At 62.2% G+C, this 24,455-nt stretch carries 22 protein-coding genes; 10 read left to right on the top strand and 12 right to left on the bottom strand.

Annotation, left to right across the window (positions count from 1 at the left end; all coding sequences use genetic code 11):
• The first annotated feature begins 50 nt into the window (after window positions 1-50).
• Window positions 51-710 carry a hypothetical protein gene (locus tag ACHFGA_RS01225; protein WP_394280657.1) on the top strand — a complete coding sequence of 220 codons (660 nt, stop codon included), beginning with the start codon at window positions 51-53 and terminating at the stop codon, window positions 708-710.
• 59 nt (window positions 711-769) lie between these two features.
• Window positions 770-2,311, top strand: coding sequence for a lysine--tRNA ligase (lysS, locus tag ACHFGA_RS01230; RefSeq protein ID WP_394280658.1), 1,542 nt, complete (start codon window positions 770-772; stop codon window positions 2,309-2,311).
• Window positions 2,312-2,337: 26 nt separating this feature from the next.
• Here lysS and ACHFGA_RS01235 read toward each other — a convergent pair whose 3' ends face one another.
• The 6 genes from ACHFGA_RS01235 to ACHFGA_RS01260 all read right to left on the bottom strand — a co-directional run bounded on the left by ACHFGA_RS01235 (window position 2,338) and on the right by ACHFGA_RS01260 (window position 8,344).
• Window positions 2,338-3,657: an ABC transporter permease gene (locus ACHFGA_RS01235; RefSeq protein WP_394280659.1), complete on the bottom strand. Its 1,320-nt coding sequence runs from the start codon at window positions 3,655-3,657 to the stop codon at window positions 2,338-2,340.
• 2 nt (window positions 3,658-3,659) lie between these two features.
• The gene (locus ACHFGA_RS01240; RefSeq protein WP_394280660.1) at window positions 3,660-4,370 is read right to left on the bottom strand and encodes an ABC transporter ATP-binding protein; all 711 of its coding nucleotides are present in this window, start codon (window positions 4,368-4,370) and stop codon (window positions 3,660-3,662) included.
• Window positions 4,370-5,572 carry an efflux RND transporter periplasmic adaptor subunit gene (locus ACHFGA_RS01245; RefSeq protein WP_394280661.1) on the bottom strand — a complete coding sequence of 401 codons (1,203 nt, stop codon included), beginning with the start codon at window positions 5,570-5,572 and terminating at the stop codon, window positions 4,370-4,372. Before ACHFGA_RS01245 ends, ACHFGA_RS01240 begins: the two co-directional genes overlap by 1 nt.
• Window positions 5,573-5,806: 234 nt before the next feature.
• Window positions 5,807-7,318 (bottom strand): hypothetical protein, encoded by a 1,512-nt coding sequence (locus ACHFGA_RS01250; protein WP_394280662.1) that lies wholly within the window; start codon window positions 7,316-7,318, stop codon window positions 5,807-5,809.
• Between the two features lie 52 nt (window positions 7,319-7,370).
• Complete coding sequence (locus ACHFGA_RS01255; RefSeq protein WP_394280663.1) at window positions 7,371-7,835, bottom strand: hypothetical protein; 465 nt, start codon at window positions 7,833-7,835, stop codon at window positions 7,371-7,373.
• Window positions 7,836-7,837: 2 nt separating this feature from the next.
• Window positions 7,838-8,344, bottom strand: coding sequence for a hypothetical protein (locus ACHFGA_RS01260; RefSeq protein ID WP_394280664.1), 507 nt, complete (start codon window positions 8,342-8,344; stop codon window positions 7,838-7,840).
• A gap of 487 nt (window positions 8,345-8,831) precedes the next feature.
• Between ACHFGA_RS01260 and ACHFGA_RS01265 the strand changes: the two genes are divergently transcribed.
• From ACHFGA_RS01265 to ptsP, 4 genes are all read left to right on the top strand, one after another.
• Window positions 8,832-11,570, top strand: coding sequence for an ATP-dependent Clp protease ATP-binding subunit (locus ACHFGA_RS01265; protein ID WP_394280665.1), 2,739 nt, complete (start codon window positions 8,832-8,834; stop codon window positions 11,568-11,570).
• 266 nt (window positions 11,571-11,836) lie between these two features.
• Window positions 11,837-13,888, top strand: coding sequence for a glucose PTS transporter subunit IIA (locus ACHFGA_RS01270; protein ID WP_394280666.1), 2,052 nt, complete (start codon window positions 11,837-11,839; stop codon window positions 13,886-13,888).
• Window positions 13,889-13,910: 22 nt separating this feature from the next.
• Window positions 13,911-14,777 (top strand): PRD domain-containing protein, encoded by an 867-nt coding sequence (locus tag ACHFGA_RS01275; RefSeq protein WP_394280667.1) that lies wholly within the window; start codon window positions 13,911-13,913, stop codon window positions 14,775-14,777.
• 4 nt (window positions 14,778-14,781) lie between these two features.
• Window positions 14,782-16,467: a phosphoenolpyruvate--protein phosphotransferase gene (ptsP, locus tag ACHFGA_RS01280; RefSeq protein ID WP_394280668.1), complete on the top strand. Its 1,686-nt coding sequence runs from the start codon at window positions 14,782-14,784 to the stop codon at window positions 16,465-16,467.
• Here the strand turns inward: ptsP and ACHFGA_RS01285 are convergent.
• The gene (locus ACHFGA_RS01285; RefSeq protein WP_394280669.1) at window positions 16,460-16,801 is read right to left on the bottom strand and encodes a lipase family protein; all 342 of its coding nucleotides are present in this window, start codon (window positions 16,799-16,801) and stop codon (window positions 16,460-16,462) included. The two genes, ptsP and ACHFGA_RS01285, sit on opposite strands and share 8 nt — an antisense overlap.
• A 160-nt stretch (window positions 16,802-16,961) precedes the next feature.
• Entirely contained in the window at window positions 16,962-18,275 is a 1,314-nt protein-coding gene (locus ACHFGA_RS01290) for a lipase family protein (protein ID WP_394280670.1), read from the bottom strand.
• Window positions 18,276-18,336: 61 nt separating this feature from the next.
• Between ACHFGA_RS01290 and ACHFGA_RS01295 the strand changes: the two genes are divergently transcribed.
• Complete coding sequence (locus ACHFGA_RS01295) at window positions 18,337-18,507, top strand: DUF4236 domain-containing protein (protein WP_018582797.1); 171 nt, start codon at window positions 18,337-18,339, stop codon at window positions 18,505-18,507.
• Here the strand turns inward: ACHFGA_RS01295 and ACHFGA_RS01300 are convergent, their stop codons facing one another.
• Entirely contained in the window at window positions 18,508-19,395 is an 888-nt protein-coding gene (locus ACHFGA_RS01300; RefSeq protein ID WP_394280671.1) for an A/G-specific adenine glycosylase, read from the bottom strand.
• 30 nt (window positions 19,396-19,425) lie between these two features.
• Here ACHFGA_RS01300 and ACHFGA_RS01305 point away from each other — a divergent pair, with 30 nt between their 5' ends.
• Both ACHFGA_RS01305 and ACHFGA_RS01310 read left to right on the top strand, forming a co-directional pair.
• Window positions 19,426-20,040 carry a carbonic anhydrase gene (locus ACHFGA_RS01305; protein ID WP_394280672.1) on the top strand — a complete coding sequence of 205 codons (615 nt, stop codon included), beginning with the start codon at window positions 19,426-19,428 and terminating at the stop codon, window positions 20,038-20,040.
• A 77-nt stretch (window positions 20,041-20,117) separates the two neighbouring features.
• The gene (locus ACHFGA_RS01310) at window positions 20,118-20,822 is read left to right on the top strand and encodes a hypothetical protein (protein ID WP_394280673.1); all 705 of its coding nucleotides are present in this window, start codon (window positions 20,118-20,120) and stop codon (window positions 20,820-20,822) included.
• A 26-nt stretch (window positions 20,823-20,848) separates the two neighbouring features.
• Here the strand turns inward: ACHFGA_RS01310 and disA are convergent, their stop codons facing one another.
• The 3 genes from disA to ACHFGA_RS01325 all read right to left on the bottom strand — a co-directional run bounded on the left by disA (window position 20,849) and on the right by ACHFGA_RS01325 (window position 24,010).
• Entirely contained in the window at window positions 20,849-21,913 is a 1,065-nt protein-coding gene (gene disA / locus ACHFGA_RS01315; RefSeq protein WP_394280674.1) for a DNA integrity scanning diadenylate cyclase DisA, read from the bottom strand.
• Window positions 21,914-21,924: 11 nt separating this feature from the next.
• Window positions 21,925-23,322, bottom strand: a complete 1,398-nt coding sequence (gene radA / locus ACHFGA_RS01320) for a DNA repair protein RadA (protein ID WP_394280675.1) — start codon at window positions 23,320-23,322, stop codon at window positions 21,925-21,927.
• An 85-nt stretch (window positions 23,323-23,407) separates the two neighbouring features.
• The gene (locus ACHFGA_RS01325) at window positions 23,408-24,010 is read right to left on the bottom strand and encodes a hypothetical protein (RefSeq protein WP_394280676.1); all 603 of its coding nucleotides are present in this window, start codon (window positions 24,008-24,010) and stop codon (window positions 23,408-23,410) included.
• A gap of 311 nt (window positions 24,011-24,321) precedes the next feature.
• On the opposite strand from ACHFGA_RS01325, the gene ACHFGA_RS01330 reads away from it, so the two are divergent.
• The coding region (locus ACHFGA_RS01330; RefSeq protein ID WP_394280677.1) for a CarD family transcriptional regulator at window positions 24,322-24,455 on the top strand (134 nt) is incomplete at its 3' end.

Genomic DNA, 24,455 nt, shown 5'->3' on the forward strand with positions numbered 1-24,455 from the left:
GCCGTCACAGTTTCCTCAACATCTTAAACGGTTCAACTAGTATAGGCAGCATGCGATCGTCCACATTCAGCCGAATCCTCCCTCTCCTCGCCGCCACGGCCCTGTTAACAGCGTGTGATGTCGGCGGCGGTGGCAGCAGCAGTGGTGGCGGCCAAGCACTCACCTCTGCCGCGTTCACCACGGTGGAGGAGACGACGGAAGCAGAAGAAACAGACGAATCAGAAACGACAGAGCCCTCCTCGTCCGAATCCTCGTCGTCAAGCGAAAAGACGACAAGCCGCGGCTCCCACACCCCGGTCAACCCAGCGGACTACGAACGCGCCGGGATGAGCATTTTTACCTACAACATCGACGGTGTGCAGGGCGACTGCGCCATCAGTCCCCACGGCGCGACCTGCCAGGGCGGCACCCCCACCGATGCGCCGATGGTCACCGCCCGCCCGTTACCGCCGCGTCAAGCAGACTCCATCTATATCGGGCGCGACGGCATGCACTGGACCATCTTCGAGGGCGTCGGCCCCTCCCAAGGCAAACTAAACCCAGGCCAGTCAATCTCGGTGGGCAACGCAAAGTGCTGGTACCCGGACGACGACACCCTCCAGTGCTCCTCCGGCCACGACTCCTTTAAGATAACCGCGCCCGACGGGAAAATTTCCATCTCCGGCACGCTAGTGGACACGCCCGTGTGGGATCTGCCTGACTACTGGTAGGCCCGCCTAAAGCGGGTTGGGGCACTACCGGGCCGATTGATGGGCTACCCTGTTGTGTTGTGACTAACCAGGACCTTTCAGAGCAGCAGAAGATTCGTCGAGACAAGCGCGATGCGCTGATCGACGCCGGCCATGACCCGTACCCGGTGTTCGTCGACCGCACCCACTCCCTGTCCGAGATCCGCGAGAAATACCAGATCGTGGACGAAGGTCAGGGCGACGGCCAGCACAAGCTGGAGGCCGGCCAGGAGACTGACGATGTGGTCGCGATCGCTGGCCGCATCATGTTCCAGCGCAACACGGGCAAGCTGTGCTTCGCCACCCTCCAGGAGGGCAACGGGACGCAGCTGCAGGTCATGCTGTCGCTGGCAGAGGTCGGCGAGGACGCGCTAGCTGACTGGAAGGCGTTGACTGACCTGGGCGATATCGTCTCGGTCCGCGGGCGCGTGATCGCTTCACGACGAGGCGAGCTGTCGGTCCAGGCGCAATCGTGGCACATGGCGTCGAAGGCGCTGCGCCCACTGCCTGTCGCTTTTGCGGACATGAACGAAGAGCAACGCATCCGCCACCGTTATACCGACCTGATCATGCGTGAGGATGCCCGCACCAACGCCATGACCCGCATCAAGGTCTTGGCAGCCCTGCGCAAGTACCTCACCGGCCAGGACTTCGTGGAGATCGAAACCCCGATGCTGCAGACCCTGCATGGCGGTGCGGCGGCGCGACCATTTATTACGCACTCCAACTCCCTGGATATTGACCTGTACCTGCGCATCGCGCCGGAGCTGTTTTTGAAGAGGGCCGTCGTCGGCGGCCTCGAGCGCGTCTTCGAGGTCAACCGCAACTTCCGCAACGAGGGCGTGGACTCTTCGCACTCGCCGGAATTCACCATGCTGGAGACCTACCAGGCGTGGGGCACCTACGAGGACGGCGCGCGCACCATGCGCGAGCTGGTCCAGTTCGTGGCGCAGGAAGTGTTTGGCTCCACCACCGTCACGCTTTCCGACGGCACCGAGTATGACTTGGGCGGGGAGTGGAAGGTCCTCGAAATGTACCCCTCGCTGAACGAGGCGCTGCAGCGCAAGCACCCGGGCCAGCCAGAGGTGACCGTCGATAGTTCTGTCGAAGAGCTGCTGGCCATCGCGGAGGCCGTGGGCCTGGATGTGCCGAAGGGCCAGGGTTGGGGCCACGGCAAACTTGTCGAAGAGCTGTGGGAGCTGCTGTGCGAAGACCAGCTCTACGGGCCGGTGTTCGTGAAGGACTTCCCGGTTGAGACTTCTCCGCTGACCCGCCAGCACCGCGAGAAGCCCGGCGTTACTGAGAAGTGGGACCTGTACGTGCGCGGTTTTGAGCTGGCCACCGGCTACTCCGAGCTGGTTGACCCGGTTGTGCAGCGTGAGCGTTTCGTCGACCAGGCGCGTCTTGCCGCCGACGGTGATGACGAGGCCATGGTGCTTGATGAGGACTTCCTGCAGGCCATGGAGCAGGCGATGCCACCGACTGCCGGTTGCGGCATGGGCATCGACCGCCTGCTGATGGCCCTGACCGGGCTGGGCATCCGCGAAACGGTGCTGTTCCCGATGGTCAAGCCCGAGAAGTAGCCCCGAGGTTCGAGACGCTGCGCTGCCTATTCGTAGCGCAGCGCGTCGATCGGGTGGAGCTTCGCTGCCTTCGCCGCGGGGTAGTAGCCGAAGAACAGGCCAATCCCCAGCGAGAACAGCGAAGCAACCAGCACCGCCCACAGCGGTGGAAGGCCAGGGGCGCCGAACGCGGAGCTGGCCGCGAAACCGAGCCCGCCGCCAAGCAGAATTCCGAGAATCCCGCCGAGCAGGCACACCACCATCGCCTCGGTGATGAACTGCGTCTTAATCGCGGCGTTCGTGGCACCGAGTGCCTTGCGGATCCCGATCTCCCTCGTGCGCTCCGTCACCGACACCAACATGATGTTCATCACGCCGATGCCGCCGACCAACAGAGAAATCGCGGCGATGGCAGACACCGCTAGCGAAATCGACGAGATCACAGTGTTGATCTCTTCGATGCCCTGAGAAAAGTCAGACACCTTGGCTGTTGCCACCGTGCTATCGGCGTAGGCCGCGGTGAAGAAATCGACCAGCCGCTGGCGCATATCCTGCAGCGAGTCTTTATCCGCGGGACGGAATGACACGTTCGCGAAGCCTTCCGGGCCATCGACCATGGCATTGAGCACCGGGTACGGAAGGTACACGCGCGCTTCTCCGTCGTTGAACCCGACCAACCCGGAACCCACCTGAGACTTCGCCACCCCGATGACGGTCACCGTGGCCTCGGACGTGGCATCACGAACCCGAATATCCTTGCCAAGGGCTGCCGATGCATCGCCCTGGAACATGTCCTGGACAGTCTTCTCCGAAATCACCGCGACCGGCCGGGACTGCGTCACATCTTCTGCGCTGATACCGCGACCGGCCGCCAGATCCGTGCTGTTAAATGACAGAAAGTTCTCGTTGATACCCTGCACGGAGGCCGACGTTGTGGCGTCGGCGAGGGTGCCGGTGAAGCCGTCGTAAAGCACCTCAGCTTTCGGGATGCTTCCCGACGATACGGAGTAGCCCACCAAGGACGGGCCGAGCTGCTGGGAGATGCGGCCGAGCATCTCCTCGGTGATCAGTTCCTCCGGGTGATCCGCGGCTCTGATGGGCTCGACCCACTCGCCGCTGTCGGAGCCTGCTGAGTCGTCGGAGGTGTCGTCGTCACGCGCTGTTCTCTCCGTGACGGTCACCTGGACGTCGCCGGCGCCGAAAGACTCAAGGCCTTCCATCGTCTGGGCTTTGAGCGACGAGCCGATGGTCATGATCGCGATGACGGAGGCGATGCCGATGATCACGCCCAATAGTGTGAGCAGTGAGCGCAGCTTGTTGGCGCGCAGGCTGGTTAAAGCCAGCTGTGTTGATTCCCAAAAGTTCATGATTATTCCGCCTTTGCAATCGGCGCGGTGACCGGCTCGCTGCCAGAGATGAAGAGGCCGTCGCGCATGGTGAGCACGCGGTCCGTGGCCGCGGCGATCTCCGGGTTGTGGGTGATCAGCACGATGGTTGTTCCGGCTGCGTTGAGCCGGGTGAAGATGTCCATCACCATCTCACCGGTCGCGGTGTCGAGGGCACCTGTTGGCTCATCGGCCAAGATCAGGCTGGGGTTATTCGACATGGCTCGCGCGATGGCCACGCGCTGCTTCTGGCCGCCGGAGAGCTGGCTGGGATCGTGGTCCATTCTTTCGCCCATTCCCACCGCGGCCAATAATTCCTCGGCGCGCTGGGTGCGCTCCCACTTGGACACGCCGGCATAGAGCATGGGCACCTCCACGTTTTTCAGTGCGGAAATCCGCGGGATGAGGTTGAAGTTCTGGAAGACGAAACCGATCTCCAAGGAGCGGATCAGCGCAAGTTCGTTGTCGGAGGCCTCCAGCACGTCCCGGCCGCCCAGCTGGTAGGTGCCGGTGGTGGGCCGGTCGAGCAGGCCGATGATATTCATGAGCGTGGATTTACCGGAGCCGGACGTACCCACGATCGAGACGAACTCGCCGGGGGAGACCTGCACATCGATCCCCTTGAGCACAGTCAGCTCATTGTCGGTGCCCTGCCCAAAGGTTTTGGTGATGGCGCGCATATCGACGACCGACATTACTTCCCTTCTTCCGTAGCCATGAGCAGGACTTCTTGGTCTGCGTAGTCGCGGTACTTTGTCGCCTGGTTCAGAACCTTGATGGCCTCGTCGGCAAGTGCCTTGCCCGTGATCTCCACGTAAAAATCATCCTGGATGCCTGTGGTGACCTCGCGCCTCTCGACGAAGGTGAGGCCGTCGCGTTCCACCACGACGAGAACGCTGGTGGTGCCGTCCTCGTCGACAAGCACTGCTTCCCGTGGCACGGCGAGGACCTGCTTGGCCTGCTCGCTGATGATGTGCGCTTTCGCGCTGGCCCCGATGGCGAGATCCTCATTTTCGCCGTCGACGATGATCTTGACGGGGAATCTCTTCTCGTTCGGTTTCATCTCTGTGGCCATTTCCTCTGGCGAGGGGGTTTGTGCGATCTTGGAGACTGAATCAACCCGGCCGGTGAATTTCTTTTCGCCGGTGGCGCCCGTGGTGAATTCCACCTTCTGTCCAGGGGTGATGCGGCTCAGCTGCTTTTCGTCGACGGTGCCGTTGATGATGAGCTGCTGGTCATCAGCGACCCTGACCAGCACACCGCCGGCGGGCTGGCCGACCTGGGCGTTGACCTGCGCGACCACGCCCGCCATTGGGGAGACGAGGGTGGTGCTGGCCTGATCATTTTCCAAGTGCCCGATCGTTTCGTCGGAGGTCAACGTGCCGTTGTTGTACGCGCTTTGTGCTGTGCGGAGTGCAGATTCGGCTTCGGTGAGGGCGCTGCGGTCGACCGCTTCGGCGTCGCCACTGTCCGCGACCGCCTGGTTGTAGGCATCGTAGGCCTGGTTATATGCCTGTTGAGCCGCGCGCCAGGCTTCTTCGTTGCTGGCCTGCGTGGAATTCTTCGTGGCCTGCTCCACCGCGATTTGGCGGCTGATCTCGGTTCCGTCGAGGCGCAGCAAAACCTGGTCTTTCTGGACGCGGTCGCCGACCTTGACTGCGACCTGGGACACCGGGGCCGTAAGGCGCGTGTACACCTCCGCGGTGTTGTCGGAGTCGACCGTGCCTGAGGAGACAACGGAGTTTGTGATGTCGCGCCGTTCCACCGCGTAGACATCGCTGGAATCGACGTGGTTGTTCGGGCCCGTCGGCGCCAGCACGAACACGCTGGCAAGGGCGACGAGCGCGATGACGGCGGCCGCGCCCGTCAGCCACACCCAGAGAGGTAGATTACGCATTTTCGCCAACATGGATGTGGCCTCTTTCTTCGTCGGAGCGACCCCTTATTGAGCCGCCTTTTCAACTTAAGCAATTTAAAGATAAGCCCTTAACATCGGCGAAATCAACGCCTGACCTGCAGTTACCCTGTAACGGGGTCAGGGATCACCCTTAGGGTGAGGGGGTACTTTGCGACGAAAAACGCGCCCCACGTTGTTGTGTGGAGCGCGTTTCGGCGGTTGAGGCTGCGGTGTTTAGCAGATGGGCATTGTCAGGCGCTTCTGCTCAGCGTCTGCACCGTTGATGGTGATCAGATAGGAGCTGTTATCGCCTTCTGGTGCCATGATGAAGGCAGGTGGTTCCTGACCTTCGATTTCGTAGGAAGTGACTTCGCACTTGTCGGCGCCCAAGGTGACGGCGTCACCGTCGGGCAGCGCGTCGTCGCGGTCCTCCGCAGAAGGGAAGCGCGTGATCGTCACACCAAGTGCGTCGTCAGCGCAGCGAATCTTGGAGTCCTGGCCGTCTTCCGGAGCCATCGACGTGCACGTCAGGTCCTGCCAGCCGGAGCCGCCTTGGTTCTCGGAGACGATGCCTGGGAACGCGTCCACGGTCTGCTGATCAGCGTCCGACCAGGGCTCCTTATTGAAGAAGAAGTACCAGACGGCTACACCACCGGCGATGAGAGCCACGACGATGACCAGCGCAAGCACCCATGGCCATACCTTGCGATGCTTCTTTGTTGCTGTGCTCCTCTGGTATCCAGGTTGGAAGTCTGAGTAATCCTGCTCAGAGTAAGCGTAGGTTACATCAGGTTCTACAGCAGTCATTGACGGGTCGGTCCTGGGGTAGTGCTGGACAGGGCGGGCATCATCCACTTTGGCAGGTGAGTCGTCCGAGTCATTTGAAGTGTTCGGACTGTCGGCATGATGCGCGTTTTGCCCATTGACATCGTGCTCTTTAGCGCTCGCAACGTCAGTGTCTACAGTATCTTCCTCAGGGTTCGAATCCTCAGGGTGTTGTGCGTTATCGATAGTGTCAGCATCTGAAGGCCCCATAACGCTGGATCCGGCAGCATTGGAGTCCTTGGGCGGGGCGGTTGTTTCTGGCTCTGGGGCAGCTGGGCGCGTCAGAGTCTCCAAGTACTCCGTGCAGCTAACAGCATCGGCAAAGATATCTTCGTCGATGGCTGTTCCAGTCATCTTGGCTATGACATCTGCGAAAGCGCGACGGTTATCGTCTGGTGAAGCAGTGCCAGCGCCAATAGAAGGGCCAACCAACGTTAAAATCGCCGGGTTAGGCCCGTCTTGAATTAGTATCCGTGCGGTATTGATGCTTCGAAGCAAGAACGACGAATGGTTGGCCCCATTGAACTGGTCAATAGCGCTCGCAACCTGCTGAAGAAGTGTAGTCGCTTCCTCTGTGGTGAAGTGATTGCCCCATGCTGCACGCCCATCGATAAGCGACTGTAAGCTGCGGCCAGAAACCTGGTCTCTAAGTACGGTTAGTTGGTTGTCGGAGGTCAATCCACATCCGACAACTGTGACTGACCCTGGATGACCGCTTGACTGAAGGGCGGCCTCAAGCTGAGGGATGCTATCGCGGTCAGGTTCGGGAACTTCTTCGTGGAAGACTTCGACCTCGCGGGCCGTGGTGCCCCAGGTGTTTGTTGCACGCAGGAGAGTAGAAATCTCGGTGGTGCCGATCTCTTTCAGCTGGCTGAGGCCGTACTGATCGTTGAGCTGCTGGGCTAGGGCCGTCGTGTCCATGAGAACCTGATTCCTTATCTAATGGTGTGTGAGGTGGGCGAGCTAGTGCTTATTAAAACCTCAGGGCATCCCTGTCGATGCGTGGAACGTCGTCTAGGTCGAATAGCTTCCAGTCATTGTCGACCGATACAAACATCAGGCGATGTTCGGTGTCTTCTCCGTCCTTGTTGTTGACGGTGACCACGGCCACTTGGTCGAAACCTGCGGCGCGGTAGGCATTCTCGTAATCCTCTTCAGCCCCATAAGAGAAAGCATGAAAAATACCGTCCAGATTGATAACTTCTCCGGCCCGAGGATCGGTGACCTTTAACGAATTATTGATACCTGCGAAATCGCTCTTGACGCTGAGACCGGACATCAAAATGTCACGCCTATCGCTGAATGCATTGTCAGCGAGCCATGCCTCAGTTTCTTCGCTGGTGCGCAGCTCGAGAAAGTCATTGGCTGCTGTTTTTACTTGACGTTCATCGCTGCCTAGCCGCGGTACCAGTGCGATAAGGACGATGATCAGAACCACGATCAGCGCGATGATAAGGAGGAGTCGACCGTTGATGCTCCCAGAGGAGCCCTGAAATTTGTCGCGTGTCTTGGACACAACCGGTGAAAACTTATCCTTCGCGCTGCTCCAACTCTTGCTGAAGCTTTGAGGTGCTTTGTCTGCCGAAGAAGGTCCCCCTGGTTCTGCTGGGGTGGGTTCGGGCCCGCAAATTGCGAGTTGTTTGTGGGCGAGGTAACTGTGGGTGCAGCATCCGTTGCAGAGGAGTTGTTCTCGGCGACCTTTAACTTCGCCAGATCGCGCAGAGCAGCGATGTTGATGTCTGGCGCGGTTGGGTCATTGAGCTTGGAATCGTACATGCGGCGACGCTGGTCGTTGCCCAAGATATCACGCGCGATGCGGAGTTCCTCTGGTCCGCCTGGATTGGTAGCGACACCGGAGTTGATCTTCTGATCAATCTGCTGCGCGAGGTTAACAGAATCTTGGGAGCGGTCGAGCCCTAATGCGTCGTACAAGTCGCAGTGCGCCATGGTGGCGTCCTTTCCGTCAAAGGAGGTGGTGTCCGATACGGGCAGGTAGCGCCCGAATGCTACACCCAAACGTTGCCGAAAATCGAATGAATCCTCAAGCTCAATGGGGAGTGCTCCCCATCACCTTAAATAACTTGTCCAGCTTATACCATTACATTTCTGATCGCAGTGCCAGTTAACTGTCAGCTAAGCGCCGGCTTTAGGCGATCACGCCCTCAACTTCAATACACGTCGAGAGATCGTTAATGCGATCCCTAGGCCACCAGTTGCATCGAAGTTGGCCACGACAGCCACGGCGTTCCTCTGTGTTAAGCGGGCGAAAAAGCTCCCTTCGCGGGGTGTTCGCTACCGGCGTACACGTCTCTGAGCTGCGAAAACACCGCTTTTCGACGATTGTTCGCTCCGAACCATGAATATCCCGCGCGCCGGGCGGGTTATGGTGGGTGACACATTAGGACAAATATCTTTGGAGTTAAGGGGTTGCCACATGTTTGAACGGTTTACTGACCGGGCACGCCGAGTCATCGTCCTCGCGCAGGAAGAGGCGCGGATGCTCAACCACAATTACATCGGTACTGAGCACATCTTGCTCGGCTTGATCCATGAAGGCGAGGGCGTTGCAGCCAAGGCCCTCGAATCCATGGGAATTAATTTAGAAGACGTGCGCCGTGAGGTCGAAGAGATTATTGGCCACGGCACACAGCCACACACGGGGCACATCCCCTTTACTCCGCGCGCGAAGAAGGTTCTCGAACTCTCGCTGCGCGAGGGGCTGCAGATGGGGCACAAGTACATCGGTACTGAGTTCCTGCTGCTCGGCCTCATCCGTGAGGGCGAAGGTGTTGCTGCTCAGGTGCTGACCAAGCTGGGTGCGGACCTGCCGCGCGTGCGCCAGCAGGTTATCCAGCTACTGTCCGGCTACGAGGGTGGCCAGGGCCAGAACCCTGAGGCCCCTGAGCAGGGCAAGGGTGGCGCAGGTGCCGGCCCAGTCGGTGCGGGCGCGGGCCCAGGCACTGGCGCACCGGGCGCAGGTGGGCGCACCGGCGAGCGTTCCAACTCGCTGGTCTTGGACCAGTTCGGTCGTAACCTCACCCAGGCAGCCAAGGAAGGCAAGCTCGACCCAGTGGTGGGCCGCGAGAAGGAAATCGAGCGCATCATGCAGGTGCTGTCTCGCCGTACCAAGAACAACCCGGTGCTCATTGGTGAGCCTGGCGTCGGTAAGACCGCCGTCGTCGAGGGCTTGGCCCTAGACATCGTGAACGGCAACGTCCCAGAGACCCTGAAGGACAAGCAGGTGTACTCTCTTGACCTGGGTTCCCTGGTTGCGGGTTCGCGTTACCGCGGTGATTTCGAGGAACGCCTGAAGAAGGTGCTCAAGGAGATTAACCAGCGCGGCGACATCATCCTGTTTATCGACGAGATCCACACCCTCGTGGGTGCTGGTGCCGCTGAGGGCGCGATCGACGCTGCTAGCTTGCTGAAGCCAAAGCTGGCCCGTGGCGAGCTGCAGACCATCGGTGCGACCACTCTGGATGAGTACCGTAAGCACATCGAGAAGGATGCGGCGCTGGAGCGTCGTTTCCAGCCGGTGCAGGTCGACGAGCCTTCCGTGGAAGATACCGTGCTGATCCTCAAGGGGCTGCGCGATAAGTATGAGGCACACCACCGCGTGTCTTACACCGACGATGCGCTGACCGCAGCCGCGAACCTGTCGGACCGCTACATCAATGACCGCTTCCTGCCGGATAAGGCAGTGGACCTGCTCGATGAGGCCGGTGCGCGGATGCGCATCAAGCGCATGACCGCTCCTGAGGGCCTGCGTGAGGTCGACGATCGTATCGCCGATGTGCGCCGCGAGAAGGAAGCAGCCATCGATGCCCAAGACTTCGAGAAGGCCGCTGGCCTGCGCGATACTGAGCGCAAGTTGGGCGAGGAGCGCGCGGAGAAGGAAAAGCAGTGGCGCGCAGGCGATCTAGAGGAAATCGCCGAGGTGGGCGAGGACCAGATCGCTGATGTGTTGGCAGCATGGACGGGCATTCCGGTGTTCAAGCTCACCGAGAAGGAATCCTCCCGCCTGCTCAACATGGAAGACGAGCTGCACAAGCGCATCATTGGCCAGGACGATGCCGTCAAGGCCGTGTCGCGTGCCATTCGTCGTACCCGCGCTGGTCTGAAGGACCCGAAGCGTCCGTCTGGTTCCTTCATCTTCGCCGGCCCGTCCGGTGTTGGTAAGACCGAGCTGTCCAAGGCGCTGGCAGAGTTCCTGTTCGGCGATGAGGACTCGCTGATTCAGATTGACATGGGCGAATTCCACGACCGCTTCACCGCGTCGCGCCTGTTCGGTGCCCCTCCGGGATACGTCGGCTACGAAGAGGGCGGCCAGCTCACCGAGAAGGTGCGCCGCAAGCCGTTCTCCGTGGTGCTTTTCGACGAGATCGAGAAGGCGCACAAGGAGATCTACAACACGTTGCTCCAGGTGCTCGAAGAGGGCCACCTCACCGATGGCCAGGGCCGTGTGGTGGACTTCAAGAACACCGTGCTCATCTTCACCTCGAACCTGGGTACCTCTGACATCTCCAAGGCCGTCGGCCTGGGCTTCAGTGGTTCCAATGAGACCGATTCGGATGCGCAGTATGAGCGCATGAAGAATAAGGTGCACGACGAGCTGAAGAAGCACTTCCGCCCCGAGTTCTTGAACCGTATCGACGAGATCGTGGTCTTCCACCAGCTCACCCAGGAGCAGATCGTCGAAATGGTCGAGCTTCTCATCGCACGTGTGGCGAAGGCGCTGGCAGAACAGGATATGGGCATCGAGCTCACCGACAAGGCCAAGAACCTCCTGGCTCAGCGTGGTTTCGACCCAGTGCTGGGTGCACGCCCACTGCGTCGCACCATCCAGCGTGAGATTGAAGACGTGATGAGTGAGAAGATCCTCTTCGGCGAGATCGGTGCCGGTGAGATCATCACCGTTGACGTGGAGAACTGGGACGGCGACTCCAAGAACACCGAGGAGGCGAAGTTCACCTTCACCCCACGCCCGAAGCCACTTCCGGAAGATACCTTCACGGAGGAAGAGGCCGAGGAGGTCCGCGAGGTCGAGGATCCCGTCGAGCCAGAGTCGGAGCAGGTCAGCCCGGACGTTCCGGAGGCAGACCCTGCCCCGCGTGACGACGAGGGCGATGGCCCTGCAGCGGCTGGCCCCGCGGGCGCTGGTCAGCCTCTCTAAGAGGTAGGCCCCGCAAGAATCTACCCGCTCAGATGCACAACCTGGGCGGGTATTTTTATGCGCGCAGCATGGGAATGTGATGTGGGTTACCAGAAAGGCGAGGGTCTGGAAATATCACTATCGCAGTGCTAAGGTGAACATTACGTTAACCAACAGGGTTGTTACTCCGATCAATACGTGAGGCAAGACCTGGGAGCACGGCAAACTGCTGTGCGCCCAGGTCTTTTTGCGTTCCGGGGCAACCCTTAGCTGCGAAAGGAGTGACGATGTCTACAAACACAAAGAACACGCTGACCGACCAGGCCGCCGACATTTTGGCGGGCATCGGCGGAGCAGAGAACATCGCCTCATTTACCCACTGCGCGACCAGGTTGCGCTTCGACCTACACGACCAGTCGATCGTCGATAAGCAACGCCTCGAAGACAACCCCAAGGTGATGGGTGCTGTACCGCAGGGCGCCAGCAACTACCAGGTGATCATCGGCGGCGACGTAGCAACCGTGTACAACGAGATGCAGCGGTTGCCGGAGATGAGAAATCGCGACGCGGCGAAATCGAACGACGATATCAAAGCGGAGGCGCGTTCGAAGACACGTGGCAAGAACTCCTGGTCCGATAGCTTCTTCGAGTACCTCTCGGATTCTTTCCGCCCGCTGCTCGGCGTGCTACTGGGTGCCTCGCTGATCATTGCCTTTACGGCTGTGATGGAGGCTTTCGGTGTCGTCGATACGCGTGCCGACGACAAGGCCGCCGGCTGGGTGTTCATCGACGCCATGTGGCGCTCCGTCTTCTACTTCCTGCCCGTGTTCGTGGCCTATAACGCCGGCAAGAAGCTCAATATCGATGCGTGGGTGCCGGCCACGGTAATTTTCGCGCTGATGACCCCTGAGTTCATCGGCCTGCAGAACCACCCGGATGCAGTCGCCACCGTGAACGAGGCGCTGGGTACCGAGGTGTACTCGATCAACGTGTTCGGCCTGCCATTGCTGCTCAATGATTATGGCGGCAACGTGTTCGTCCCGCTGATCATGGCACCGGTCGCGGCCCTGGTGTACAAGGGCCTGCAGAAAGTGATCCCGTCGGCGGTGCACATGGTCTTCGTACCGTTCCTGACACTGGTCGTCGTGATTCCGCTGACGGCGTTCCTGATCGGCCCCTTCGGTATCTGGCTGGGCAATATCATCGGCGTGGGCCTGGCGTGGCTCAACGGCAATGCGCCGTTCGTCTTCGCCATCCTGATCCCGATGCTCTACCCATTCCTCGTGCCGATGGGCCTGCACTGGCCGCTCAACGCCCTGATGCTGGTCAACATCAACACCCTGGGCTATGACTTCATCCAGGGCCCCATGGGCGTGTGGAACTTCGCCTGCTTCGGCGCGACCGCCGGCGTGCTCATCCTCGCCATGCGCGACCGCGACCCCGCCATGCGCCAGACCGCTGGCGGTGCGCTTGCCGCAGGCCTTTTCGGCGGTATCTCTGAGCCTTCGCTCTACGGCATCCACCTGCGCTTCAAGCGGATTTACCCGCGCATGCTGATCGGCTGCTTCCTTGGCGGCCTGACCATCGCGATCCTGTCCGCCGGCTCCGGCGGCGTGACCACCAACGCGTTCGTGTTCACTTCGCTTCTGACCACCGTGGTCTTCAGCCCGATCGTGCCGTACCTCATCGCGATCGCCGTGGCGTTTTTCACCGCGATGATCCTGATCGTCGTCACCGACTACCGCACGCCCGAGGAAAAGGCGGAGGCACTCGCGCGCGCTCAGGCCGGTTCGGACGCAGTATCGCTTGACGACGAGGCCCCTGCCGAACCAGCTGCGCCTGCAGGTTCAAGCGCAGTTGCTACTGCGACGGCGACTACTACTGCGACCACTACGATTGCCGCGCCTGTCGCCGGCGAGTTCGTCGCCATGACTGACCTCGACGACGCGGCGTTTTCCTCTGGCGCCTTGGGCGAGGCCATCGGCATCAAGCCCGCAGGATCCACGATCACCGCGCCGGTGTCCGGCAAGGTGATTTCGGTGGCGAAGACGAAGCACGCCTACGGCATCAAGACCGACGATGGCGTGGAGATTCTGGTCCACATCGGCATCGACACCGTCAAGATGAAGGGCGAAGGTTTCAGTCCCGCGGTGGAGAAGAAACAGTACGTTCATGCCGGGGATACACTGGCAGACGTTGACTTCGATGCGGTCGCCGCAGCCGGTTTCGACACCACGGTGATCATGACTGTGGTCAACTCGAAGAGCCTAGAATCGGTAGAAGCCACGGGCGCTGGCACGGTTGCTGCTGGTGATCCTGTATTGAGCGTCGATAAGTAGGAAGAGCTGCAAGGACGACCGGATGCACATACTTCGCGTGTTTAATAACAACGTCGTGCTGGCAAAAGACACCGAGTCAGTCTCAGGGTCCGCTGCCTCCGGGGAAGTTATTCTCACCGGGCGCGGCCTGGGTTTCGGCGCCCACGTTGGCGACGAGGTCGATCAGGCCCGCGTCCAGAAAGTATTTGTGCCTGCCGACGGCCGCGACCCGGACCACTTGGGTGAGATGCTCGCCATGATCCCAGGCGAGGCCATTGCCACCATCAATGAGGCGCTCGTCGCGATCGACGCCCCCGCAGCACTGCGCGAAAAATTCACCCTGATCACCGCGCTGGCCGATCACCTACACGGCGCGATCGAGCGCCAGCAGTTCGAGCACGATTTCACCTACCCGCTGGAGGCGGAGGTGCGCCACCTCTATCCGCGGGAGCTCGCCTTGGCCCAACGCCTCCTCGAGTACGTCAACCGCGATCTGGCGCAGCCGCTGGCGGATTCGGAAGCCATCGCTTTCGCGTTGCATTTCGTCAACGCCGGTTTCACCAGCGGTGATTGGTCTTACACCTACAAGATGACGGGTGTGATCCAGCAGATCCTCAGCGTCATTGGCGCTTTTTATGGCTTTGAGCTGGAGCAATCGTCGATAGCCGCGGCGCGTTTCATCACCCATATGCGTTACCTGTTCACCAGGCTGGCCAGCGGAGAGCAGCTGACGGCCTTGGCGGATCCCTTGACTGTTCAGATTTTGGAGACCTACCCTGAGGCGGTGCAGTGCGCGCAGCAGGTGGCCGCCATCGTCGAGTTGCGTTTTGACGCGGATCTGAACGACGAAGAGATCGCCTACCTCACCCTCCACATTGAGCGCCTGGGCGCTCAGCGAAAGGACAATTAAGACAATGAGTACCCGCACCATCATCCACGGAGTTGGGGTGTCCGCCGGAACCGCTTTCGGCCCGGCCGTGTTCATCACCCCGCCGGTCGGCGTCGATACCAACGAGCCTGCCTGCACCAACCCGGAGGAAGATACCGCCCGCATCAAGGAGGTATTCCAGCAGGTCGCCGATGGCCTGAACGCGCGTGCCGACGAAGCCCCCGAAACCTCCAAGGCCATTTTGCAGGCCACCGCTGGCCTTGCCACCGACCGCGGTTTGCTGCGCACCGTGACCAAGGAGCTGAAGAAGGGCTCTGGCATGACCCGCGCCGTCCACGACGCGGTGGAAAACTTCGCGACGAAGCTGCGCAAACTTGGCGGCTACATGGCGGAGCGCGTCACCGACCTCTATGACGTGCGCGACCGCGCCATCGCTCGCCTCCGCGGGCTTGAGGAGCCGGGCGTGCCGACGATGACCGAACCAAGCGTGATCGTGGCCGTGGACCTGGCCCCTGCAGAAACCGCCACCCTCGACCCAGAGCTGGTGCGCGGCATCATCACCTCGGAGGGCGGGCCGACTTCGCACACCGCGATCCTTGCCGCGCAGCTAGGGATCCCTGCCGTGGTGAAGGCCACCGGCATCGCCGATCACCTCCTCCCCGGCGGCGTGGTCGCGCTCGATGGTGGGGTAGGGGAGATCATCGTCAGCCCCACCCAGGACGACACCGATGAGCTGGCCGAGCGTTCCCACCGCCGCGCCACCGCTCTGGCGGGCTCTTCCGGTGAGGGCGCGACCCGCGACGGCCACCCCGTGAAGCTGCTGGCCAATATCGGCACCGCCGAGGACGCGAAGAAGGCCGCCGCCTTCGACCTGGAGGGCTCCGGGCTGTTCCGCACCGAGTTCCTCTTCCTCTCGCGCGAAACCGCCCCCACCGTGGAGGAGCAAACCGCCACCTATACCGAGGTTCTCCGCGCTTTCGGCGGCCGTCGCGTCGTCGTGCGCACCCTCGATGCCGGCGCCGACAAGCCTTTGAGCTTCGCCAACCTGGGCGAGGAGGAGAACCCCGCTTTGGGCCGCCGCGGCCTGCGGCTCAGCCAGGCGCGCGAGGATCTTCTCGACGACCAACTGGAAGCTTTGGCCGCCGCCCACAAAGCAACTGGTGCGGATCTGTGGGTGATGGCCCCCATGGTGTCCACCGTGGAAGAGACCCGGTGGTTCGTCGATAAGGCGCGCGCAGCTGGCCTGCCGAAGGCGGGCGTGATGGTGGAGACCCCGGCGGCGGCGATCCGCTCGAAGTATGTGCTGGCGGAGGCGGACTTCGCTTCGATCGGCACGAACGACCTCTCGCAGTACACCATGGCCGCCGACCGCATGGAGGGCGCGCTATCGGAGCTGCTGGACCCCTGGCAGCCCGCCGTGCTGAACATGATCAAGGCCACCTGCGAGGGCGGCAACGCGACCGGCAAGCACATCGGCGTGTGCGGTGAGGCCGGCGGCGACCCGCTGCTGGCGTTGGTGCTGGTGGGCCTGGGTGTGTCGTCGCTGTCGATGGCGCCAAGCAAGGTCAATGCCGTGCGCGCGGCCTTGCGCCTGCACGACCGGTCGACCTGCCAGCAGATGGCCGCCTACGCTGTTGATTCGTGGACGGCGGAGGAAGCCAAGGCCGCGGTGCTGCGCATCGCCGATCCGGTCCTGCGCGACCTCATGTAGCCGGATTGAGCCCGCACGTGCCGACGAATTCCGCGCCGGCAGCGCGCGCCGCGTCGAGCACCGCATGCGCCTGCTCCACCCGATTCATATACGCGTGCACGGTGGACTGCGCCGGTCCAATATAGTCGGTAACGATTACGCGGTAGCCCGCGTCGGTCAGCATGTTCACAAAAGGTGCCTCATAGTTGAGATTCACCGAGCTGCCGCCAATGCTCGACAGCATCGACGAGCCCGCGCTCGGCGCGCAGTGCGGAGCCACCCCGCGCGTCCCCGGCGCCACCACGACTAGGCCCTTCGGGTCTGGCACGTCGTACACGGCACCGGTGGCGGGCACGATCTCACCGGCCTGCTTCGTGGTGGAGTAGCGAATACGCTCACCGCGCGATCAGATCGCCGGGTGCACCGGCCAGGCGATCGTCGTCAAGCACCCGCGAGGACAGCTCACTTGTCGCCAGCGTCAGCGCGAGAAACTTCTGCACCATGGGAACCGCCGGTTAGAAGGTCCCGCAGTGGTTCGGCGCGGGCACCCCGTTGAAGCGGTCCTTCAACCAGTTCGCCGCAGGAAGCGCCTGGGTGAACATGCCGCCGGCGTGGTTCAGACCGATCTTCACCCCCGGTGTCAGTTCGGCAACGCCCTCATCGATATGCGTGACCGTGGCCCCGTGGGCGCAGTAGTCGCGCGCCATCTGCGTAGTTTGTGGGCTGGGCACGACGTCGTCGTTGCCGCCGGTGGCCACCAAGATCGGCGCGCTCAAAGGTTTCTGCCCCAGCTTCTGGGACTCCATGAGTTCGACCACGCGCGGATCACGCATAGCCACCTGGGCAAAGGACTCGCCGGTGGTGGTCAGCGTTGACGTGTCGGTCATGGCCCACTGCAGGGCGGCATCGGAGATGCACGCATCCTTCGTGCTTGCCAGCAGCTGCTTGCCGCGCTCATTCGTGATGTCGTCGAAAGCCTCGGTGAAAAATGGGTAGCGCGCGCCCCACCCGTGGTAGGCGAAGCCCAGCACCGCCACGATCGAGGAGCGATCCACCCCGTCCATCACATCGATCAACCCGGCAGGCGCGGCGCCGGAGTACGTGCCCACCAGGTTCACCTCGGGGGCGTAGGTGGAGTGCAGCTCTGCCGCGGCCGCCACGGCCCCGCCGCCCTGGGAGTAGCCGTAGAAGCCGACCGGCTGGTCCGCCGGCGTGGTGGCGCGTGCGGCGTCCAGCACCGCGTGGCCTTCCTCCGTGTGCAGCACGTAGCTGTGCGCGCCGGGGGTGCCCAGGCCGATATAGTCGGTGACCACCACACGCATCCCCAGCAGGCTGGCGGCCTGGTAGAAGGGGATTTCGTAGTTGATGCCCAGAGCTTGGTTGGCGGGGTCCACTTGACCGTACAGGCCCGGGCCCTTCGACGGTGCGCACGCGTCGCCGGATCCGCGCGTGCCGGGCGCAAACACCACCGTCGGGGTGGGGCCTTTTCCGCGCCAGGGGTTGGCCGGCTCGATGGTGAACCCGGACACGGCTACGGGTTCGCCGTGGATCGTCGTCGACGAGTACAGGATCTTCTGCGCATAGCCCGGGAAGTCGGGCCCCAGGATATTGAGCAGTTGTGGCGCCGGCTGGGTACGGATCAGCGTGCCGGGCGCCGGAATCTCCTCCGGTGGCAGGTAGAAAGGGTCCTGCCAGGTCAGCGCGCTATCGGGCTGGCTGGATTGCTGCGCCTGGGCGGGCGCGGCGGCCCCTACAGTGGCCCCGGCCAGCAGCAGGGCGGCGGTGGCCACAGCCACGCACTTCTTTGCTTGACGACGATTTCTTCTCACGCTGAGAGAGCTTATCCCATGGGTACAAGGCGAGTCAGTGTTCTAGGTATACTTCCAAACCATGGGCTTGTACTACCGCGATAAGAAAAAGATCGGCAAAAATTCTTGGATCAACGTGTCCAAATCCGGACTTTCTACCTCCACGAAGGTGGGGCCGGTCACCCTGAACTCGCGCGGCGGGTTCTACGTCAACTTGCCCGGCGGCCTCAACTTCCGCGGCCGCTGGAAGTAGCTAAGCACGCGGCAGGTGGAACAGGCCCGCCGCGTCCTGTTCGGCGAGGCCATCGTCGAGAAGCGAAAAGAGCGCACGGTCACGCTGGGCGCCGTCGGGCCACACGACGTCGAGCTCCTCGCGCGGCACCGGCGCCTCCGCCTCGCGCAGCACCTTCATGATCAGGCCACGGACCTGCCGGTCTGTGCCCGCAAATTTCTGCACTTTCTTTTTGCGCAGCTCCTCTTCGGTGGGGGCGGGTTTGCCCGCCTGGAACCAGTTGCAGTGCGCCTGGACGGGGCACTGTTCGCACCGCGGGGAGGTGGCGGTGCAGATTAGCGCGCCCAGCTCCATGAGGCCCGCGGAAAAAGTGGGGCCCTTATCGTCGGGAAGCAACGCCCCCACCTCCGCCAACTCGCGCTTCGAAGCCGGCGGGGCGATCGGCCGGCCATCCACCATGCGCGCGTACACGCGACGCACATTCGTATCCACCACCGGCACATTGCGCTGATACGCGAAACATGCCACCGCGCGCGCCGTATAGTCGCCGATCCCCGGCAGCGCCAGCAGCTCGTCGACATCCGCTGGCACCTCACCGCCATGCTTATCGACGATCACCTGCGCGCACTCCAGCAGGCGCAACGCGCGGCGCGGGTAGCCCAAAGTGCCCCACGCGCGCAACACCTCCGCGGGCTCTGCCTGCGCAAACGCGGCCGGGTCGGGCCAGCGCTGCAACCATTCCTCCCAGATTGGGGCCACGCGCGCCACCGGGGTTTGCTGGCTCATCACCTCTGAAAGCAGGATCGCCCAGGGAGTTGTCGCCGGGCCGCGCCAGGGCAGGGGGCGGGCATTAGCCTCGAACCAATCGATAACCGTGTTCCGGGGAAAATTCGCGGCGTTCGTGCTCATTCCTCACAGCCTAGGTGACATAATAGGCCTATGCCTCACAACAAAACACCACAGCAAATCTGGGACCTGCTCAAAGAAGGCAATAAGCGTTTTGCAGGGCAGTCGCCCGAGCATCCGCACTCCTATGCTGAGCGTCGTGAAGAGCTGCAGAGCGGGCAGGACCCGATCGCAGCCGTGCTGGCGTGTTCCGATTCCCGTGCGCCCGTGGAACTGATCTTTGATACCGGTTTCGGTGACCTTTTCGTCGTGCGCACCGCCGGCGAATGCACCGACGCGGCCGTGCTGGGGTCGCTGGAATTTGCGGTGAAAAACCTCAACATTGGGCTGATCGTGGTGCTCGGCCACGAATCCTGTGGCGCGGTGGGGGCTGCGATCGCCGCGACGAAAAACGGCGAGGTGCCCGTCGACTCCCAGCGCGTGTTCATCGAAAAGATCGTGCCCAGCGTGCTGGAATCCAAAATCGACAGCGACATCGAGGCCGAGAACGTCGAGGCGGCCCACGCTGCGATCACCGCTGATCAGCTGATCACGCGCATCCCGTCGATCCATCAGGCGCTGCACGCCGGTGAACTCGGTGTTGTGGCCGCCCGCTACCGCCTGTCCGACGGACGGATCGAAGAAGTAGTCAAACACGGCGTAGTCTAGGGCACCGGTGGCAGGATTGAGACACGCCGCGGCGTGAATCCCGCAGGTAAGGCCCGTCGAGTTTTAGAGTTGATGGTGTGACACAACAACCGCATCGACTCCCAGAGAAGTACTACGTCCGCCGCCGCGTTGCCGCCGTGGTGATCATCCTTGTCGTCGTTGCGCTCATTGTGTGGGCACTGACCGCCTGGGGACGCTCCGCCGGCAACGACGAGCAGCCCAATGAGACCGTCAGCTCCGCGCCGCCAGCCCCGGCCACCCCGACGGTCGAGCTTGACGACGAGACGACCACCGAGTCCGGGTCTGAGTCCGAAACGGAAACTGAACCCGAGTCCGAATCTGAAAACTCGTCCGAGCCGGAGCGAAGCAGCGAAAACCTCGCCGACAAAACCTCCTGCGAGATCGATGACCTGCGCGTGGTGGCTTCCACCAGCAAGCCAACCTATGGTGCCAACGAACAGCCCCAAATGTTCATGGAAGTGACCAACCCCACGGGCGCCGACTGCGAACTCACACTCGAGGACGACACCCTGCGCTTCGAGGTCTACGACATGGGTTCCAACCGCCGCATCTGGTCCGACACCGACTGCTACCCCTCCGTGATCACCGGCGATGTCACTTTTGAGGCGGGCCAGACCCGCAACTACCAGGCCGTATGGTCGCGCACCGGCTCCTCGCCGGGACAGTGCACCGACCGCCAGCCAGTGCCTGCCGGAGCTTATGTTCTATACGGCGTGATCGGCGATAATAACTCCGACGCCACGCCCTTCAACCTGAGCTAGCGGTGGGCCAGCTCCGCTGGCCACCGCTAGCTCAGGCGCTGCAATCCTTCGTGGACGTGGCGCGCCCACAGCGAAGACACATTGTCGGCTTCGGCGATCTCCTCGACGCTTGCCTCCAGCAGGCCGTTTAAGTCACCGAATGCTTCAATCAAGTGGTCCATGAGGAATTCCTGCACCCTTGGTACGCGTGCCAGCGCCCGGTAGCCGCGCGGCACAATCTCACGCACCAGCGTTTCCTCCGTGCCCGGCAGGTTGAGCGCCCGGGCGATCGGGGCCGGGGTGAGAAGCTGCGAATCCGGCAGCCGGTCCAGCGCCGCGGTGACCTCGGCGACATCCTCCGCGGAGGGAACGCCGGGGCAGACGAGGTAGTCGCGCACGAGCAGGTTGATCTGGGTGTCGTTGTCGCCGCGCAATTCGGTGAGCTGGAGGGCAAGCTGGCGCGCGTCGGTGCCTAGTTCGAGCACGTCGCGGTCCAAGTCTTGGCCGGCCCGCTTGAGCAGTAGTTCGCGCTGCACCACGCTGATCACATCGGACACCGTGGCGTAGTTGTTCATCTCGGCGACGAACAGGCGCTGGTTCGCCAGGTCGAGTCTGGTGCGGTAGCGCTCCATTGTGCCCAACTGTTGGTTGGCGCGCGTCATGATGGCAGCCGGCTCCACCAGAACGTAACGCTGGCCTTCCACATACAAGGTGATGGTGTTCATTGATGCGCTTACCGCAATCACGGGCCGGCCTGTCTGTAGCGCGGTACGTTCTGCCGAGCGGTGCCTCGTTCCCGACTCCCCTGTGGGGTAGGAGGGCGAGGGGACTAACTGCACATTCGCCTTGATGATGCGCGTGCAGTCCGTCGACAGCACGACGGCACCATCCATCTTGGACAGCTCGCGCAGCAACGTGGGGGCGAAGGGTACATCGAAGGTGATGCCGCCGTCGCACACGTCGATCACGGCGGGGTCGTCGCCAAGCACGATGAGCGCTCCGGTGCGGCCACGTTGAATTCTTTCCAGGCCGTCGCGCAGTCCGGTGCCGGGGGCCAGCCGGACCAAAGTTTCGCGCAGTGTTGCGGGAGGCACCAAAGAGGTTTCACTCATGTCACAGAAGTTTAGTTCCTCGACGGCGACAGCAGATTCAGGGCTTCAGAAAGTGTCCCCACCTGCGAAACCTTCATGCCGGACACCGTCACGTTCTCGCCAGAGGGGACGATCGCGCGCTGGTAGCCCAGGCGGGCAGCTTCCTGCAGTCGGCGCGCCAGGTTGGGTACCCGACGCAGCTCGCCCGCGAGTCCCACTTCGCCGATGACCACGGTTTTCGGCGGCAGGGGAGTCTCGTGCAGGCTCGACCACGTCGCCAGCGCCACCGCAAGATCGGTGGCCGTCTCGGTGATCTTCACCCCGCCCACGGTTGCCACGTAGGCGTCCTTGTCATTCGTACGTTGCCCGCAGCGCGCCTGCAGCACCGCCAGCACCATCGGCACCCGGTTGAAATCCAGGCCCGTCACCACACGCCGCGGCGACTTGTTCACCGGATCCACCGTCAGCGCCTGGACCTCAGCCAGCATGGGCCGTACCCCGTCCATCGCCACCGTCACAGCAGATCCGTCCGGGGTGTGGCCCCGATGCGAAAGAAACAGGCCACTGGGGTCGGGTACCTCGCGGATCCCATCGGCAGTCTGCTCGAAACAGCCCACCTCATCGGTCGCGCCGAAACGATTCTTGATGCCGCGCAGCATCCGCAGGCTGGACTGCCTATCGCCCTCAAAGTTCAACACCACGTCCACCAGGTGTTCCAGCACGCGAGGACCTGCGACATTGCCGTCCTTCGTCACGTGCCCCACCAGCATGATCGGGATATTCGTCGTTTTGGCAAGGCTGGTCAGCGCCGCAGTGACCGCCCGCGATTGCGCCACACCTCCCGCCACGCCTTCCACGCCGGGGGCGATCATCGTCTGCACCGAGTCCACAATGATCAGGCTCGGCTTGAGCTGTTCCACGTGCCCAAAGACCACATCCAGGTTCGATTCGGCCGCCAGAAACAGCGTGTCCTTCATCCCGCCGGTGCGTTCCGCCCGCGAGCGGACCTGGCCTGCCGATTCTTCCGCAGTGACGTACAGCGCTTGTCGACGATCAACCCCCGCCCACTTGCTGGCCACCTCTAAAAGCAGGGTGGATTTACCCACGCCTGGCTCGCCCGCCATGAGCACCACCGAACCGGGGACCACGCCACCGCCGAGTACTCGGTCCAGCTCCCCAATGCCTGAGGGCTGGCGCGCCGTGGCAGAGGCGTCGATCTTCGTGATCGGTTGCGCAGGCGCCGTGGGCGTAAGTGCCTGAATCTGGGCATTGCGCGCCGACACCGCAGCCCGCGAACCCCCAGCGGGTGCTAAAGGTGCCGATTCCTGCAAGGTGCCCCAGGAGCCGCAGTCCGGGCAGCGGCCCAGCCACTTCGGGGAGGAGTAGCCACACTCGGAACAGGTGTGGACGGTTTTCTGTTTCTTCGCCATAGTGGCTCCTAGCATAAGACAAAGCCGCAGCACACCCAGTGGTGTGGCTGCGGCGAAAGCGACGGAGGAATCGTCGATAAGCGAGCTAGTTGTTCGCGTCCAGCTCTGCCTGGTCCTGGTTGGACACGTTGGTCTCGGGGCCGCGTGGGACCTGGCCTGCAGGCAGGGACGGCGCCGAGACGGCAGCGTTGAGGGTCAGCGGGCCGGTATCGAAGTTAAACACGACCTCCTGGGTGCCACCGTAGGCGAAGTCCTGGTTTTCCACGCTGGTCTCGACGTACTGCACGCAGCCGTCCTCACCCTGCGGAATCGAATCCAGGAAGTCGGACGAACCTGCAACGACGGTGCAGTTGTACTGCAGGGGATCGATGCGGTCATGGTCGACCTCTTCGCCAGCCACGGTGATGGACTCAAGGGTGTTATCAGCGTGGGTGACGTCCTGGTTGCTGGCGGTGAACTTCAGCGAAGCATCGCCGTTTTCCTCCAGCACAATGGTGACATCCTGGACGGCGAGCTCGTCGTTCTCCGTGTACATGGTGGCGCCGTCAACCGGTGCAACCTGGCTTGAGGTCTGGGTAATCTGACCAGCCGAGCACGAAGCAAGGAGCAGGGCGGACAGGGCAGCGGCGGAAACGGCTGCTCCGCGACGCAGTGCCGACTTCTGGGACTTCACTGTGGGGTCCTCCATCGTTGTAAGTTCACCGCGTGACGATCAGGCCCGTCACGGCGAAGCCATGGCGGTGCGCGCACGCGACAGTGAACAGGGCGTGTAACAACAGTTGAGCTTAGTATTAATGCCTGCTAGATACACACTTTGGGCGGAACTTGCGGGAACCGCTGCTCAACGCCGTGAACTCTTTGGGGTCAACCGGGGGTAAACTTTTCAGAATTTCCCTACCCCCGCGACCGGATCGGTGTTCGTTTTCACATGGTGATAAGATGGGGGCGATCATTTGTGGCCGTGAACGGCCCGCAAGACGTGCGCGTGAAGGAGCAGCAATGGAATTCAAAGTCGGAGAAGTGGTCGTTTACCCACATCACGGAGCCGCCCGCATCGCCGACATCGAAGAACGGGAAATGGGCGGAGAGAAGCTCGAATTTCTCGTTCTGAAGATCCTGCAGTCTGACCTGGA

It is taken from the genome of Corynebacterium sp. (assembly GCF_043426755.1).
Classification (GTDB): domain Bacteria; phylum Actinomycetota; class Actinomycetes; order Mycobacteriales; family Mycobacteriaceae; genus Corynebacterium.

Coding starts and splice junctions, on each gene's coding strand:
- ACHFGA_RS01225 (WP_394280657.1), top strand. CDS start 51: ATGCGATCGTCCACATTCAGCCGAATCCTCCCTCTCCTCGCCGCCACG.
- ACHFGA_RS01235 (WP_394280659.1), bottom strand. CDS start 3,657: ATGAACTTTTGGGAATCAACACAGCTGGCTTTAACCAGCCTGCGCGCC.
- ACHFGA_RS01240 (WP_394280660.1), bottom strand. CDS start 4,370: ATGTCGGTCGTCGATATGCGCGCCATCACCAAAACCTTTGGGCAGGGC.
- ACHFGA_RS01245 (WP_394280661.1), bottom strand. CDS start 5,572: ATGCGTAATCTACCTCTCTGGGTGTGGCTGACGGGCGCGGCCGCCGTC.
- ACHFGA_RS01250 (WP_394280662.1), bottom strand. CDS start 7,318: ATGGACACGACGGCCCTAGCCCAGCAGCTCAACGATCAGTACGGCCTC.
- ACHFGA_RS01260 (WP_394280664.1), bottom strand. CDS start 8,344: ATGGCGCACTGCGACTTGTACGACGCATTAGGGCTCGACCGCTCCCAA.
- ACHFGA_RS01265 (WP_394280665.1), top strand. CDS start 8,832: ATGTTTGAACGGTTTACTGACCGGGCACGCCGAGTCATCGTCCTCGCG.
- ACHFGA_RS01270 (WP_394280666.1), top strand. CDS start 11,837: ATGTCTACAAACACAAAGAACACGCTGACCGACCAGGCCGCCGACATT.
- ACHFGA_RS01275 (WP_394280667.1), top strand. CDS start 13,911: ATGCACATACTTCGCGTGTTTAATAACAACGTCGTGCTGGCAAAAGAC.
- ptsP (WP_394280668.1), top strand. CDS start 14,782: ATGAGTACCCGCACCATCATCCACGGAGTTGGGGTGTCCGCCGGAACC.
- ACHFGA_RS01295 (WP_018582797.1), top strand. CDS start 18,337: ATGGGCTTGTACTACCGCGATAAGAAAAAGATCGGCAAAAATTCTTGG.
- ACHFGA_RS01300 (WP_394280671.1), bottom strand. CDS start 19,395: ATGAGCACGAACGCCGCGAATTTTCCCCGGAACACGGTTATCGATTGG.
- ACHFGA_RS01305 (WP_394280672.1), top strand. CDS start 19,426: ATGCCTCACAACAAAACACCACAGCAAATCTGGGACCTGCTCAAAGAA.
- disA (WP_394280674.1), bottom strand. CDS start 21,913: ATGAGTGAAACCTCTTTGGTGCCTCCCGCAACACTGCGCGAAACTTTG.
- radA (WP_394280675.1), bottom strand. CDS start 23,322: ATGGCGAAGAAACAGAAAACCGTCCACACCTGTTCCGAGTGTGGCTAC.
- ACHFGA_RS01325 (WP_394280676.1), bottom strand. CDS start 24,010: ATGGAGGACCCCACAGTGAAGTCCCAGAAGTCGGCACTGCGTCGCGGA.